This is a genomic window from Verrucosispora sp. WMMD703, from assembly GCF_049178935.1.
Classification (GTDB): domain Bacteria; phylum Actinomycetota; class Actinomycetes; order Mycobacteriales; family Micromonosporaceae; genus Micromonospora; species Micromonospora sediminimaris.
This window is the reverse complement of the sequence record NZ_JBMHMM010000004.1, coordinates 4,961,174-4,976,004: the sequence shown is the minus strand read 5'-3', so window position 1 is coordinate 4,976,004 and position 14,831 is coordinate 4,961,174. Positions and strand designations below refer to the sequence as shown.

At 72.8% G+C, this 14,831-nt stretch carries 12 protein-coding genes; 7 read left to right on the top strand and 5 right to left on the bottom strand.

Annotated features, from left to right (window positions below; all coding sequences use genetic code 11):
- Window positions 1–189 precede the first annotated feature (189 nt).
- Window positions 190–3,015 carry a leucine--tRNA ligase gene (gene leuS, locus ACN26Z_RS23060; protein WP_421463406.1) on the top strand — a complete coding sequence of 942 codons (2,826 nt, stop codon included), beginning with the start codon at window positions 190–192 and terminating at the stop codon, window positions 3,013–3,015.
- A gap of 113 nt (window positions 3,016–3,128) precedes the next feature.
- On the opposite strand, the gene ACN26Z_RS23055 is transcribed toward leuS, so the two are convergent.
- A complete protein-coding gene (locus tag ACN26Z_RS23055; protein ID WP_421463405.1) occupies window positions 3,129–3,971 on the bottom strand; it encodes a hypothetical protein in 843 nt (280 codons plus the stop codon).
- Window positions 3,968–4,879 (bottom strand): ABC transporter ATP-binding protein, encoded by a 912-nt coding sequence (locus ACN26Z_RS23050; protein WP_421463404.1) that lies wholly within the window; start codon window positions 4,877–4,879, stop codon window positions 3,968–3,970. The genes ACN26Z_RS23055 and ACN26Z_RS23050 overlap by 4 nt, the downstream gene beginning before the upstream one ends.
- A 3-nt stretch (window positions 4,880–4,882) precedes the next feature.
- Here ACN26Z_RS23050 and ACN26Z_RS23045 point away from each other — a divergent pair, with 3 nt between their 5' ends.
- Together ACN26Z_RS23045 and ACN26Z_RS23040 are read left to right on the top strand one after the other, a co-directional pair.
- Complete coding sequence (locus ACN26Z_RS23045; RefSeq protein WP_421463403.1) at window positions 4,883–6,355, top strand: sensor histidine kinase; 1,473 nt, start codon at window positions 4,883–4,885, stop codon at window positions 6,353–6,355.
- Complete coding sequence (locus ACN26Z_RS23040; protein ID WP_421463402.1) at window positions 6,352–7,005, top strand: response regulator; 654 nt, start codon at window positions 6,352–6,354, stop codon at window positions 7,003–7,005. The genes ACN26Z_RS23045 and ACN26Z_RS23040 overlap by 4 nt, the downstream gene beginning before the upstream one ends.
- 151 nt (window positions 7,006–7,156) lie before the next feature.
- Here the strand turns inward: ACN26Z_RS23040 and ACN26Z_RS23035 are convergent, their stop codons facing one another.
- The 3 genes from ACN26Z_RS23035 to ACN26Z_RS23025 are packed head-to-tail and all read right to left on the bottom strand — an operon-like array spanning window position 7,157 to window position 9,886.
- Window positions 7,157–7,933: a TVP38/TMEM64 family protein gene (locus tag ACN26Z_RS23035; RefSeq protein ID WP_282237424.1), complete on the bottom strand. Its 777-nt coding sequence runs from the start codon at window positions 7,931–7,933 to the stop codon at window positions 7,157–7,159.
- A complete protein-coding gene (locus ACN26Z_RS23030) occupies window positions 7,930–8,649 on the bottom strand; it encodes a type 1 glutamine amidotransferase (protein WP_093401153.1) in 720 nt (239 codons plus the stop codon). The genes ACN26Z_RS23035 and ACN26Z_RS23030 overlap by 4 nt, the downstream gene beginning before the upstream one ends.
- Window positions 8,639–9,886 (bottom strand): Mur ligase family protein, encoded by a 1,248-nt coding sequence (locus ACN26Z_RS23025; RefSeq protein ID WP_093401554.1) that lies wholly within the window; start codon window positions 9,884–9,886, stop codon window positions 8,639–8,641. Before ACN26Z_RS23025 ends, ACN26Z_RS23030 begins: the two co-directional genes overlap by 11 nt.
- Window positions 9,887–10,242: 356 nt before the next feature.
- Here ACN26Z_RS23025 and mraZ point away from each other — a divergent pair, with 356 nt between their 5' ends.
- The 4 genes from mraZ to ACN26Z_RS23005 all read left to right on the top strand — a co-directional run bounded on the left by mraZ (window position 10,243) and on the right by ACN26Z_RS23005 (window position 14,822).
- Entirely contained in the window at window positions 10,243–10,674 is a 432-nt protein-coding gene (mraZ, locus tag ACN26Z_RS23020) for a division/cell wall cluster transcriptional repressor MraZ (protein ID WP_421463401.1), read from the top strand.
- Window positions 10,675–10,884: 210 nt separating this feature from the next.
- Entirely contained in the window at window positions 10,885–11,991 is a 1,107-nt protein-coding gene (rsmH, locus tag ACN26Z_RS23015) for a 16S rRNA (cytosine(1402)-N(4))-methyltransferase RsmH (RefSeq protein ID WP_093401553.1), read from the top strand.
- Window positions 11,988–12,593, top strand: coding sequence for a septum formation initiator family protein (locus ACN26Z_RS23010; RefSeq protein WP_093401151.1), 606 nt, complete (start codon window positions 11,988–11,990; stop codon window positions 12,591–12,593). The genes rsmH and ACN26Z_RS23010 overlap by 4 nt, the downstream gene beginning before the upstream one ends.
- Window positions 12,594–12,596: 3 nt before the next feature.
- On the top strand, window positions 12,597–14,822 hold the full coding sequence (locus ACN26Z_RS23005; protein WP_282237426.1) for a peptidoglycan D,D-transpeptidase FtsI family protein: 2,226 nt from the start codon (window positions 12,597–12,599) through the stop codon (window positions 14,820–14,822).
- Window positions 14,823–14,831 lie beyond the last annotated feature (9 nt).

The following is a 14,831-nucleotide window of genomic DNA, read 5'->3' as shown; positions in this document are numbered from 1 at the left end:
CGGTCATGGCCGGAGTCTTCCTGCTTCTTACCGGGCCGTGCTGATGCGCTGAACGCGCGACAGCACGGCGGCCCCTCCTGCGTGAGGGGCTTTTTCGTGCCCGCTGCCGGCCCCCGACGGGCCGGTGTGGCAGACCCGAGACCAGCCAGCACTCCGACAGACTCCGCCGAGCGACGCGAGGAGAAGGCCATGACCGAGGCAGACGTCCCACCGTTCCGGTACACCGCAGCACTGGCCGACGAGATCGAAAGCCGCTGGCAGGACCGGTGGGAGCGGGAGGGTGCCTTCCACGCGCCGAACCCGTCCGGTCCGTTGGCCGATCCGGCCCACCCGCGATCAGGTGCGGAGAAGCTGTACGTGCTGGACATGTTCCCGTACCCGTCCGGGGCCGGGCTGCACGTCGGGCATCCGCTGGGCTACATCGGCACCGACTGTTTCGCCAGGTACCAGCGGATGGCCGGCCGCAACGTGCTGCACGCGATGGGTTTCGACGCGTTCGGGCTGCCCGCCGAGCAGTACGCGGTGCAGACCGGTACCCACCCCCGGACCACCACCGAGGCCAACATCGAGCGCTACCGGGCGCAGCTGCGCCGGCTGGGCCTGGCCCACGACCAGCGACGTTCGGTGGCCACCATCGACACCGACTTCTACCGCTGGACCCAGTGGATCTTCCTGCAGATCTTCAACTCCTGGTACGACCGGGAGGCCGGCCGGGCCCGGCCGATCAGCGAGCTGATCGCCGAGTTCGCGGGCGGCGTGCGGCGCACCCCGGACGGCCGGCCGTGGGCCGAGCTGTCGGCCGCCGAGCGGAGCGCCATCGTCGACGACCACCGCCTGGCGTACGTGTCGCAGGCGCCGGTGAACTGGTGCCCCGGGCTGGGCACGGTGCTGGCCAACGAGGAGGTCACCGCCGACGGTCGATCCGAGCGGGGCAACTTCCCGGTCTTCAAGCGCAACCTGAAGCAGTGGATGATGCGGATCACCGCGTACGGTGACCGGCTGCTGGACGACCTGGACAAGCTGGACTGGCCCGAGCCGATCAAGCTGATGCAGCGCAACTGGATCGGCCGGTCGCAGGGCGCGCACATCGACTTCCCGACCCCGGTCGCCCCGATCCGGGTGTTCACGACCCGGCCCGACACCGTCTTCGGCGCCACCTACATGGTGCTGGCCCCGGAGCACGAGCTGGTCGACACGCTGGTGCCGGCGGCGTGGCCGGCGGGCACCCGGGACGCGTGGACCGGCGGGCACGCCGGCCCGCGGGAGGCCGTCGAGGCGTACCGCAAGGCGGCGGCGGCCAAGACCGACGTGGAGCGGCAGGCCGAGACGAAGGAGAAGACCGGCGTCTTCACCGGCGCGTACGCCACCAACCCGGTCACCGGCGGGCAGATCCCGATCTTCATCGCCGACTACGTGCTGGCCGGCTACGGCACCGGCGCGATCATGGCGGTGCCCGCCCAGGACGAGCGGGACTGGGAGTTCGCCGAGGTTTTCGAACTGCCCATCGTGCGTACCGTGCAGCCGCCGGAGGGCTTCGACGGCAAGGCGTACACCGGGGACGGCCCGGCGATCAACAGCGCCGCGCCCGAGCGCGGCCTGGACCTGGACGGCCTGGGCGTGGCCGACGCCAAGGCCCGGATCATCGGCTGGCTGGAGGAGACCGGCAACGGTCAGGGCGCGGTGACCTACCGGCTGCGGGACTGGCTGTTCAGCCGGCAGCGCTACTGGGGCGAGCCGTTCCCGATCGTGTACGACGCCGACGGCGCCGCCATCGCCCTGCCGGAGGAGATGCTGCCGGTCGAGCTGCCCGAGGTGGACGACTTCTCCCCGCGCACCTTCGACCCGGAGGACGCGGCCAGCGACCCGGAGACGCCGCTGTCGCGCCGCCGCGACTGGGTCGAGGTCGAGCTGGACCTGGGTGACGGCCCGAAGCGCTACACCCGGGAGACGAACGTGATGCCGCAGTGGGCCGGCTCCTGCTGGTACGAACTGCGCTACCTGGACCCGACCAACGAGGGCCGGTTCGTCGACGCGGAAAACGAGCGGTACTGGATGGGCCCGCGCGCCGAGGGCGACTGCGGCGGCGTGGACCTGTACGTCGGCGGTGCCGAGCACGCCGTGCTGCACCTGCTGTACGCCCGGTTCTGGCACAAGGTGCTGTACGACCTGGGCCACGTCTCCAGCTTCGAGCCGTTCCGCAAGCTGTTCAACCAGGGCTACATCCAGGCGTACGCGTACACCGACGCCCGGGGCGCCTACGTGCCGGCGGAGGAGGTCGCCGAGCGTGACGGCGGCTTCTTCCTGGGCGACGTCCAGGTCAACCGCGAGTACGGCAAGATGGGTAAGTCCCTGAAGAACGTGGTGACTCCGGACGAGATGTGCGCCGCCTACGGCGCGGACACGTTCCGGGTGTACGAGATGTCGATGGGGCCACTGGAGGTCTCCCGCCCGTGGGAGACCAGGGCGGTGGTCGGCTCGTACCGGTTCCTGCAACGGGTCTGGCGGGCCGTCGTCGACGAGCGGACCGGCGAGTCCCGGGTCACCGACGACCCGGCCGACGAGCAGACCCGGCGGCTGCTGCACAAGGTCATCGACGGAGTCCGGGGCGACATGGAGCAGATCCGGTTCAACACCGCGATCGCCAAGCTGATCGAGCTGACCAACGGGGTGACCCGCCTGTCGCGTACCCCGCGCGAGGTGGCCGAGCCGCTGGTGCTGATGGTCGCGCCGTTCGCCCCGCACATCGCCGAGGAGCTGTGGCAACGGCTGGGCCACTCCACCTCGCTGACGTACGCGGACTTCCCGGTCGCCGACCCGGCCCTGCTGGTCGCCGAGACGGTCACCTACCCGGTGCAGGTCAACGGCAAGGTCCGGGGCCGCGTCGAGGTGCCCGCCGACGCCAGCGAGGACGACGTACGGCAGGCGGCCCTGGAAGCCGTCGCCACCACCCTGGCCGGCACCCAACCCCGCAAGGTCATCGTCATCCCCACCCGCATGGTCTCCATCGTCCTGTAACCCCACCCACCCCACCCTGGCCGATTCCATCCGCGTTGATCATGAGGTGGCGGCAGTTTGAAGATCGACTACCGCCGTCAACCTCATGATCAACGTTGGGTGGGGTGGGTGTTTCAGGGGGTGCGGTGGGTCAGGGCCAGCGCGGTGATCAGGGCGGTCAGGGCGGCCCAGGCGGTGTAGGTGGTCCAGGCGCCGGAGACGGTGGCGGGGTGGATGTCGGTCAGCCACGGCGGGGGGCCGTTCGGGTCCCTGAGCCGCTGCCACGCGGGCACCAGCATGGCGTGCCGGAGCAGTGCGCTCCAGCGTTCGTCCTCGTCGACGGCGGTGGGCAGCAGGAGCAGCACGGTCGCGGCGGTGACGATCGCGGGTGCGGTGTGCCGGATCAGCGCGGCGAGGGCCATACCGACGAGCGCGCAGAGCGGCACCAGCAGGGCGGAGGCGGCGATGCCGCGCAGCGCGCCGGGATCGCCGATGGACATGTTCGCGTCGACGTCGGCGAGGATCGCCTGCGACACCACGAACGCCGCCGCCGTGCCCAGCGCCCCCAGCAGGGTCAGCACGCCGGTCAGCACGGTCAACTTGGCGGCGGCCACCGCGTAGCGTCGGGGGACGGCCGCGAACGTGGTGCGCATCAGCCCGGAGGCGTACTCACCGCCGATCGCGACCGCGCCGACACCACTGGCCGCGAGGACGACGAACATCTGCGCCTCGGTGGGAAAGGCGTCCCAGAGCGGGGAACGCAGCGCCCGCTGCTCGGCCGACCAGTCCGGCCAGCCCGCGTGGGTGGCCAGCGCGGCGTGGCCGGCGAGGCCGACCATGGCGAGCAGGATCAGGGCGAACGCCGCCCAGGTGGAGCGGAGCGACCAGAGTTTGATCCACTCGGCGGCGAGCAGGTCGCGGTAGCGGGCCGGGTGGGTCGGGCTGGTGCGCGTGGCGGGTCGGGTCGCGGTGGTCATCGGGTCCTCCCGGCGGCGTACTCGACGTCGGCGGCGGTGAGTGCCATGAAGGCCTCCTCCAATGAGGCGGTGCGGGTGGTCAACTGGTGCAGCGGGATCCGCAGGCCGAGGGCCAGGTCGCCGATCCGTTCCGCGTCCACCCCGCTGACGGCGAGCGCGCCATCCGCAGCCGGCCGCACGTCCGCGCCGACGTCCACCAGAGCCGAGGTCAGGGCGGCCGGTTCGGGGGTACGCAGGACGACCTCGGCCCGGCCGGCGCGGGCGGCGAAGTCGTTCAGGGACTCGTCGGCGATCAACCGGCCCCGGCCGATGACGACGAGATGGTCGGCGCAGTGCTCGACCTCGCCCATCAGGTGACTGGAGACGAAGACGGTACGACCCTCGGCGGCGAGCCGTCGGAACAGTTCGCGCACCCAGCGCACCCCTTCCGGGTCGAGGCCGTTGAACGGCTCGTCGAACATCAGCACGGGCGGGTCGCCCAGCAACGCGGCGGCGATACCGAGGCGTTGCCGCATGCCGAGCGAGAATCGGCCGACCCGGCGGTTGGCGGCATCGTCGAGGCCGACCAGTCCCAGGACCTCGTCGGCTCGCCGGGAGCCGATGCCGTTGCCGCGGGCGAGGGCCGTCAGGTGCGCCCGTGCGCTGCGCCCGGCGTGCACGTCCCCGGCGTCGAGCAGCGCGCCGGCGTGCCGTAGCCCCCGGGCAAGGTCCCGGAACCGGACGCCAGCGACCGTGACGGTGCCGCTGGTCGGCGTGGTCAGCCCGAGCACCATGCGCAGGGTGGTGGACTTGCCGGCGCCGTTCGGGCCGAGGAAGCCGGTCACCCGGCTGGGTCGGACGGTCAGGGTCAGACCGTCGACGGCGGTGGTGCGGCCGTACCGCCGGGTCAGGCCATCAAGTTCGATCATGCCGTGCACGATGCCGGGCGCCGGGCACTGCCGCGTCGACCCGCCGGCCGTACCGGGCACCTGGATGGTGGCCTGCGGGCGTACGCCCCCGGGCCGATGCCGGCGCGGCGCGGCGCTGGATACCGTGTGCCGGTGGAGGTCACCGCCCTGATCCGGCCGCGTGCCACCGTGCCGGTGGTGCGGGCGGTCCTGGTGTGGGCCGGGGTCGCCCTGCTGCCGGTGCTCTGGGCGCTGGCGCCGGCCGTGGCGAACAGCGGCGACGGGGTCGGCGTGGTGGGCTGGTGGCTGCCGGTGCGCTACCTGGTGCCGGTGCTCATCGTGGCGCTGCCGGCGGGCCTGCTGCGGCGCCGCCCGCTGACCGCGCTCGGCTTGATGCTCGCCGGAGCGACGCTGTGCGCCGCGACCGTGCACGGCCGGGATCCCGGGTACCTCGGCGACATCTTCAACCTTCAGTTCCTCGCCGTCGACGCGGCGCTCGCCGTCGTTGCCGCGAACCGCTCCCGTCGGGTGTCGGTGCCGGCCGCCGGGGCGGTGCTGGTGACACAGGTGCTCGCCGCCTTCGTGAACCTCGGAGTCGAGCCGGTGGACCAGGCCGCGCTGACCGTGCTGGCGGTCGCGACAGCCTGGATCGCCGGCAACTCGGTGCGGGCACGGCGGAGCTACGCGGCAGCGATGCGCGGGCACGCCGCCGCCGAGGCGGTCACCGCCGAGCGGCTGCGCATCGCCCGGGAACTGCACGACATGGTCGCGCACAGCATCGGGGTGATCGCCATCCAGGCCGGGGTCGGGGCACGGGTAATCGACACCCAACCGGCCCAGGCCCGCGCCGCGCTCGCCACCATCGAGGCGGCCAGCCGGGACACCCTGGCCGGGCTGCGGCGTACCCTCGGCGCGCTGCGCCGCGGCGACGGTGATCCGGCGCCGCTGGAGCCGGTGCCCGGATTGGTGGACCTGGAGCGGCTGATCGCCGCGACGGGTGATGCCGGAGTCCGGGTCGAGTTGTGCTCGGCCGGCGACGGGCCGGTCCCGGCCGAGATCGACCTCGCCGCGTTCCGCATCGTCCAGGAGGCGCTCACCAACGTGGTCCGCCACGCCGGGGTGGACGCGTGCCGGGTCGTCGTCGAGCGCGGCGACCACGCGGTCATGGTGGAAATCGTCGACGACGGCCGGGGCGGTCCGATCGGCGTCGAGGGGCACGGCTTGATCGGCATGCGCGAGCGGGTCATGGCCGTCGGCGGTCGGTTCCGGGCCGGACCACGGTCCGAGGGAGGCTTCCGGGTGACAGCCTGGCTGCCGGTGTCGCCGCAGAGCGCAGTCCCGGCCGGTGGCTGTCCGGGTGGTGCTGGTGCCGTCGGTGGCCGTCCGGCTGGTGGCGGCCGGGTCGGCGACGGTCCGGATGGTGCCAGTTCCGACGGTCGTCGTCCGGCTGGTGGTGGCGGGGCCGGCGGTCGCCCTGAGGAGGTGGCGGAGCGGTGACCATCCGGGTGCTGCTCGTCGACGACCAGCCGCTGGTGCGGGCCGGGCTGCGCGTGCTGATCGCCGACGTGCCGGACATGGCAGTGGTCGGCGAGGCTGGCACCGGCGCCGAAGCCGTACGCCTGACTCGTGAGGTGTTGCCCGACGTGGTGCTGATGGACCTGCGGATGCCGGGGACCGACGGCATCCAGGCGACGCGGACGATCACCGACTCCGGCGGTCCTGCCCGGGTGCTGGTGCTCACCACGTTCGACGACGACGAACACGTGCACGCCGCGCTGCGGGCCGGCGCGAGCGGCTTTCTCGTCAAGGACATGGCGTTGGAGGACATCCTCGGCGCGATCCGGGTGGTGGCGGCGGGGGACGCGCTCATCGCACCAGGTGTGACCCGGCGACTTATCGCCGAGTTCAGTCGCCGGCCGGCGGCTGCGACGCCACGGTCGCTGGCCGGGGTGACCGATCGGGAGCGCGAGGTGCTCACCCTCGTGGGACGGGGCCTGTCCAACGCCGAGATCGCCGCCGAGCTGGTGATCAGTACGGCTACCGCAAAGGCGCACGTGGCCCGACTCTTCAGCAAGCTCGGCGCCCGCGACCGGGTGCACCTGGTCATCGCCGCCTACGAAGCCGGCCTGGTCACCGTATCCCGCTGACCCACCCCACCACCCCATCACCCCCACCCACCGCGCGCCCGCATGCCCCGCATGTGCAACTTCGGGGGAAGTGCTGCCTCGACCGCCTCGGAACCAGCACTTTCCCCTAAGTTGCGCGGTCCCGCTGGGTGCCTGGGGGTGGGGAAGTCGGTCAGCGGCGGAGGCGGCGTTCGGCGCGCCACCAGCGGGCGAGCAGTACGGCGCTGGCGATGAAGCCCAGCGAGGCCGGGGCGGCGGCGAACCAGTTGATCTCGCCGGGGCTGGTCACGGCTGCGCCGACCGCCGCGTAGCCGAACGCGGTCGGCGCGGAGGCGATCACGCTGCCGACGAGGAACGGCAGCACCCGCGCGCCGGTGGTGCCGTAGCCGTAGCTGACCAGACCGAAACCGGAGATCGGCAGCAGCCGTACGGTGACCACGCCGAGGACGCTCTGCCGGGCGAACCAGCGGTCGAGGCGGGCCAGCCGGCCCCGGACGCGTTCGGCGACGAACTCCCGACCCAGCACCCGACCCACGGTGAAGCCGATCGCCGCCGCCAGCAGTGCGGCGCCGAGCGCGTACGCGGCACCTTCCAGGGCACCGAAGATGGCACCTGCGGCGAGGGTGATGAACGTGCGGGGGACCAGCGCCACCAGCAGCAGTGCCCCGCCGAGCACACCGGCCACCGGGGCGAGCCGCCCCATCCGGTCGGCCAGGTCCGGCAGCGCCGTCGGCTCGGGGTGCGGCACCAGCAACAGCGTCGCCCCGAAGACAGCGAGCAGGAGCAGCAGCAGCGCGAACCGGGTGACCGACGGCGTCGCGGCGACCAGCAGACGGCGCCACCCGACGGGCGGGGGGCCGACCAGTGGGCTGTCGGGCTGCGGGGGGCCGGCCGCAGGGGCACCCGACCGGCTCGCCCGCAGGAGTCGTCTCCGCAGCTTGCGGATCATGCCCGGGCGGTGGCCACCGCGGTCCGGCGTTCGGCCCGCAGCCGGTCGGCCCAGGTGTCGTCGAGCGGGGGCAGGTGCTGTGCGCCGGTCGCCCAGCGCAGCAGCAGGTCGGCCAGGGCCGGATTGCGGGCCAGCGCGGGGCCGTGCGAGTACGTGCCGAGCAGCTTGCCCCGCCAGGCCCCCTCGGTGGCGCCGTCGTTGCCGACCCCGGCGGTGACCCGGGCCAGCGGGGAGACCCCGGGGCCGAGGTGGGTGCGACCGCCGTGGTTCTCGAACCCGGTCAGCGGCGGCAGGCCGAGGCGGGCGTCGATGTCGCCGGCCAACTCGCCGACGGCCCGGCTGGGACCCCGGTCCGAGGAGAGGTCGAGCAGTTCCAGGCCCTGGTACTGGGTGCCCTTGGCAAAGAACGAGGTGCCCAGCAACTGGTAGCCGGCGCAGACACCGAAGACCACCGAGCCCTGGGCCACCGCCCGGTGCAGGCCACCGTCGGCGAGCAGTCGTTGCGCGCCGAGCGCCTGCGGGCCGTCCTCACCGCCACCGATGAGGTAGATGTCGGCCGTGGTGGGCAGCCGCTGGTCGGAGCGGACCTCCAGCACCTCGACCGGGAACCCGCGCTGCTGGGCCCGGCGGGCCAGGATCAGAGCGTTGCCCCGGTCGCCGTAGGTGGACAGCAGGTCCGGATAGATCCAGACGATGCGCAGGGTCTCAGTTGACACGGTCCAACTCCGCTCGGATGTCCTGGAACGCGGTGTAGTTCGCGATGACCTCCAGCCGACCCGGAGGTACTGCCCGGACGGCTTCGTCGAAGGTGCGTACGTACTGGAAGGGCACGTCGTTGATCTCCAGCCGCACGGCCAGGTCGTACGCCCGGTCGCCGGTGATGAGCACCAGACGTCCGCGCAGCGGAGCGAAGTCGACATCGAAGAGCCAGGAGGTGTCCAGCCCGTCGGGGTCCCGCGCGTTGATGGACAGCAGCGTCGGCGCCTCGTCCGCCATGTCGAACGCCTCCAGCCAGCTGGCCGGGTTCTTGGCCAGCAGCAGTCGCACGGTGCGACCCTCCCGGACCACCTGGGCGTAGCGTCCGGCCACCGAGGTCACGTCACCGAGGCGGGGCACCGCGTCGAAGGGGCGTACGCCGAATTCGGCGGCGACCGCGAGGGCGGTGGCCGCGTTGCCGACGTTGACCTTGCCGGGTAGCTGGAGCTTGACCTTGTACCAGGCGCCGGTCGGGTCGACGACGCCCTCGTCGTCCACGGTCCACTGCGGCTCCGGCCGGCGTAGCGGGCAGCCGGTGCACCACCACTGCTCGCCGGAGCGCTGGATGGTGGAGCCGCACTCGGGGCAGACCCAGGAGTCGTCGTGCCAGCGCTGCCCGGCGGAGAACCAGGTGACGTGCGGCGGGGTGATCCGCTGGTCGTGGGAGGCCGGCGGGGTGGCCGCCCAGACCACCATCGGGTCGTCGGCGTTGGCGACCACGCGGATGTCCGGATGCCGGGCCAGCGCCGCGCGCCAGAGCTGCGCCATCATGGCGACCTCCTTGGCCCGGTCCAGCTGGTCACGGGAGAGGTTGAGCAGCGCCACCACGTGCGGGTCGGTTGCCTCGATCACCTGGGCGAGGTAGTGCTCGTCGACCTCCAGCACCGCGTACGGCGTGCTGCCGGCCTTGGCCAGCGCGGAGGTGTGTCCGGTGGGCATGTTGGCGCCGAACGAGTTGGTGGCGACCCGCCCGAGCACCCCGACGGCCGCGGCGGCGAGCCGCGTGGTGGTGGTCTTCCCGTTGGTCCCGGAGATCAGCGCGATGGCCCGGCCGGCGGAGAGGTGGGCGAGCAGTTCGGGGTCGATCTTCAGGCCGAGCCAACCACCGATCACCGAGCCGTCGCCCCGGCCCGCCGCCCGGGACAACGCCGCGGCGGTCCGTGACACGGAGCTGGCCACCTTCGCCCGCAGGGGCATCTTCGCGTCCGTCACCCGAGCGAGGTTACCGGACCAGCGGACCCGCGAGATCGGCACCGACGGCGATCCGTTCGGCTCGGCTCTGCCGGCGGCCGGTCGGATGACCCTCGGCCGGACGGAGTCGATCTATGTCGGAAAGCGGACCCGCCCTGCGGGGCCGCCGGGCCCTCCACTCCGCTCCACCCCGCCTGACGTGCGCTTTTGTGGCGACGCGCGGCGCGCCACGCGGTCGAATCTGGTTGCGAGTGGAGGGAAGTGGAGTAGAGTGGGGCGCATTGGTGGGGCCGGGAGGGGCCCACCGGCCCGGGGGGTCAGCGGCGCGCGAACGCCGCTCAAAGGGCGAGGGGGTTGGGCCGATGTTTCTCGGCACCCACACTCCGCGCCTGGACGACAAAGGCCGGTTGATCCTTCCGGCCAAGTTCCGGGATGAGCTGGCGGGGGGTGTCGTGATCACCAAAGGGCAGGAGCGCTGCCTCTACGTCTTCCCGACGCCGGAGTTCCAGCAGATCGCGGAGCAGTTGCGTGCGCAGCCGATGACACACAAGGCGGCCCGGGCCTACAGCCGTGTGTTCTTCGCCAGCGCGCACGACGAGGTGCCGGACAAGCAGGGTCGGGTGATTATCCCGCCGCACCTACGTACATACGCGGGGCTCGACCGGGACCTGGTGGTCATCGGTGCGAGCACCCGGGTGGAGATCTGGGACAAGGTCGCCTGGGAGACCTACCTCGCCGAGAGCGAAGACGACTTCGCCGACATCGAGGAAGGGGTGCTGCCCGGCGGTCTGTAGGGCGTGGCGACGCCCGACGTACTGCGAGATCTCCAGCCGCTTTCGAGTTCCTGGCATCCCTTCCCCGGTGCCAGGCGCACGATCCGACCCTCCGGGCCTGCGGCCCGACGGGCGGGCGGAGAGCGGATGGGGATCTGGCGGTACGACGGCACGGCGTCGTCCGACGAACAGGGCGCGGATACACAACCGGTTCAACCAGTGGGGGTCGACATGGGGGAGCTACGCGGCACGCACGTGCCGGTGCTGCTCGAGCGGTGTCTCGAGCTGCTGGCCCCCGCGCTGGGCCGGGGTGGCCGCACCGTGCACGTCGACGCGACGTTGGGTCTGGCCGGCCACGCCGAGGCGGTGCTTCAGGCCCATCCGGAGACGGTGCTGGTGGGCCTGGACCGGGACACCGAGGCGCTGGCCCACGCCAGGGTCCGGCTGGCCCGGTTCGCCGACCGCGTCCATCTGGAGCACGCCGTCTACGACGAACTGCCCGAGGTACTCGACCGGCTGGGATATCCGTCCGTGGACGGGGTCCTGTTCGATCTCGGTGTCTCCTCGTTGCAGCTCGACGCGCCCGACCGCGGGTTCGCGTACGCGCAGGACGCGCCGTTGGACATGCGGATGGACCAGACCCGGGGGGTGACCGCCGAGGAGGTGGTCAACACCTACCCGCACCCGGACCTGGCCCGGGTGCTGCGGGTGTACGGCGAGGAGAAGTTCGCCGGCCGGATCGCCTCGGCGATCATCCGGGAGCGGGAACGCGGCCGGATCACCTCGTCGGCGCGGCTGGCCGAGCTGGTCCGGGAGTCGATTCCGGCACCAGCCCGACGAACCGGGGGACACCCGGCAAAGAGAACGTTTCAGGCTTTACGGATCGAGGTAAACAGAGAACTGGCAGCGCTGGAGACAGCGCTGCCGGCCGCTCTGGACCGGCTCGCCGTCGGCGGTCGCCTGGTGGTGCTGTCCTACCACTCGCTGGAGGACAGGCTCACCAAGCAGGCGCTCGCCGATCGGGTCCGCAGCACGGGCCCGATCGACCTCCCGGTCGAACTGCCCGGGTCAGAGCCGACGTTCCGGCTGCTCAGCCGGGGCGCGGAACTGCCTGGGGAGGTGGAGGTCACCGCGAATCCGCGGGCCGCTTCGGTGCGCCTGCGGGCCGCGGAGCGGATCGACCCGCAGGCACGGCAACGGGGGCGTACCGACCGCGAACGGTACCGCCGCCGGGTCAAGGCGATGCACCAACCGGGGACGGGGTCCACCACGGAATCCGGTCCGGATCCGCGGCGGGCGCCGGGGGACACCACGGACGAAGAGGGGGAGGGGACATGAACGTAGACAAGCGTCGGGACATCGCCGGCGCCGGGCAGCGCGCACCGCGGTCGGGGGGCCGGATCGCGGCGGAGCGGACCCGGGGAGCGGGCGACGGTGCTCGGCGGACGGACCGGGTGAACCGGTCGGCGGAGACTCGCGCCCGGGGGGCGCGCGAGTTCCCGACCCAGGGCAGCGCGGCGCTGCGTCCGGTGGAGCGGGTCGCCGTCGCGGCCGAGCGGTCGGAGTCGCCGCGGCTGCGGGTCGCCCCGCCGCCGCCGGTGCGGGTGCCGCGGGCACCGTTCGCCGCGCTGGTGGTGGTGCTGGTCGTCGGCGGGGTGCTGGGCATCCTGGCGGTCAACACGAAGATCAACGAGAACGCCTTCCGGCTGGACGAGTTGCAGCAGCAGCAGGCCAAGCTCGACGTGGAGCAGCAGCAGCTGAAGAAGCAGATCGCCGAGTCCGAGTCGCCGGGCAACCTCGCCGCCCAGGCCCGCAAGCTGGGGCTGGTCGAGTCGGGTGAGCCGGCGTACATCCGGCTGCCGGACGGCAAGGTGATCGGGGTGCCGCAGCCGGCCGGTGGGAAGCTCTCCATCGCCAGCCAGCAGGGCGGGCAGGGGTAGGCCGTGCCACCGAGGTCGGAGGAACCGCGCCGGGACGCCGAAGGCTCCCGGCGCGGTTCGTCGCGTGGCGGCGGGCAGCGGGGTACGCCGCCCCGCGCGACGGCGGAGCGGGACGCGGATCCGGGCCTCGGCGGCATCTCCGACGCCCGCGCCTACACCCCCCGGGGCCGCACCGTGCGCGAGGGCGGCGCGGCTGCCGGCACCGGACGCGCGGAGCAGCGGCGTACCCCGCGCAGCAACCGGTCGCAGGACCCGTTCCGCCCGGCGCTACAGGTGCTCGACGGTGGCCGGGGCGCCGCCGGCCGGGCGGCCGGCCGCCCGGGCCGCCGGGACGGTGGCGCCGCACGTGCCACGGTGACCCGTACGGTCACCGACCGCACCCCGCGCGACGAGCCCCCGGTCACCGCCCCTCGGCGGCGGGTGGCCACCCGGGAGCCGCGTCACGGGGACCGCACGCCGCCGCGCCGGCCGGCACGCAAGCGGCCCCGACCGCCCCGGCTGGCCGACCCGGGACGTCGGCTGCGACTGGGTACCGCGCTGACCCTGGCCCTCTTCGTCGCCGTCGGGGTGCGGCTGGTCGTGCTCCAGACCGTCGACACACCGGCGTACGCCGACGGCGGGCTCGCCGACCGCACCCGGACCGTGCAACTGCCCGCGCCGCGGGGCGCCATCTTCGACCGCTCCGGCGAGGCCGCCCTGGCGCACAGCGTCGAGGCCCGGTACGTCTACGCCGACCCGACCCGGATCGTCGACATCGCGGCGACCGCCCGGGCGCTCTCCCCGCTGCTGGGCATCCCGGCCTCCGAACTGGCCGAGAAGATGAAGCCCCGCAAGCGGATCAACGGCGTCGACTCGCAGTTCGAGTACCTCGCTCGGGGGGTGGACATCGACCGCGCCAAGGAGATCATGGCGCTCAAGCTGCCCGGCATCGCCACGCACCGCGACGAGCGGCGCGAGGTGCCCGGCGGGGATCTCGCGGCCAACCTGATCGGCTTCACCAGCCCCGACATGGTCGGGCTGGAGGGTCTGGAGGCGCGCTTCGACGACCTGCTGCACGGCGAGGACGGCCAGCGGGTCTTCGAGGTCGGCCTCGGCGACCTGGCCGCTCCCATCCCCGGCGGCTACAGCAGCACCACGAAGGCCAAGCCGGGCAGTTCGGTGGTGCTCACCATCGACCGCGACCTGCAGTACATGGTGCAGCGCATCCTCAGCGACCGGATGCAACAGGTGCAGGGCAGCACCGGCGCCGCCGTGGTGCTGGACGCGCGTACCGGTGAGGTGCTGGCCCAGGCCAGCCACCCCACCTACAACGCGGCGAAGCCCTTCCCGAGTGAGCCGACCGACCGGGAGGACGCGGCCACCAGCTTCATCGTCGACCCCGGCTCGGTGCACAAGCCGATCACGTTCGGCGCTGCCCTTCAGGAAGGCGTCATCACCCCGGACACCTCGTTCCCGGTGGCCAACGCCATCCGCAAGGGCGACACCTGGTTCCGCGACACCCACCAGGCGAACGGGCGGCGGATGAGCGTCGCCGGCATGATGGCGTACTCCTCGAACGTCGGCACCATCCAGATCGCCGACAAGCTCGGCGCGGAACGCCTGCTCGACTACCAGCGGCGGTTCGGCCTGGGCAAGCCGACCGAGGTCGGGATGCCCGGCGAGGCGAGCGGGCGGCTGCTGCCCGTGGAGGAGTGGAGCGACTCGTCGTACGGGTCGGTGCCGATCGGGCACAGCGTGGACGCCACCCCGTTGCAGATGGCCGCCGCCTACGCCGCCATCGCCAACGACGGCACGTACATCCAGCCGCACCTGCTGAAGGAGACCATCGCGCCGAACGGGAAACGGACCCCCGCGCCGGCGCCGGAGACCCGGCAGGTGCTCAGTCCGGACAACGCCGCCGCCCTGCGTACGATCATGGAAGCGGTCACCACTGTCGACGACGCCACCGGGCTGGCCGCCGCCGTCCCCGGTTACCGGGTCGCCGGCAAGACCGGCACCGGCTGGCGACTGGTCGACGGCAAGAAGCAGCCCGGCGAGGTCGCCTCGTTCATCGGGATGGCCCCGGCGGAGAATCCGCGCTACGTGATCGCGGTCTTCGTGCACAGCCCGAGCGGTGGTGGTGGCCAGATCTCGGCACCGGCCTTCCAGGACATGATGACCTTCACCCTGCGTCATCACCGGGTACCGCCGTCGACCGAGCCGGCGCCGACGTTCACCGTCTTCCCGTAGCCACCACCT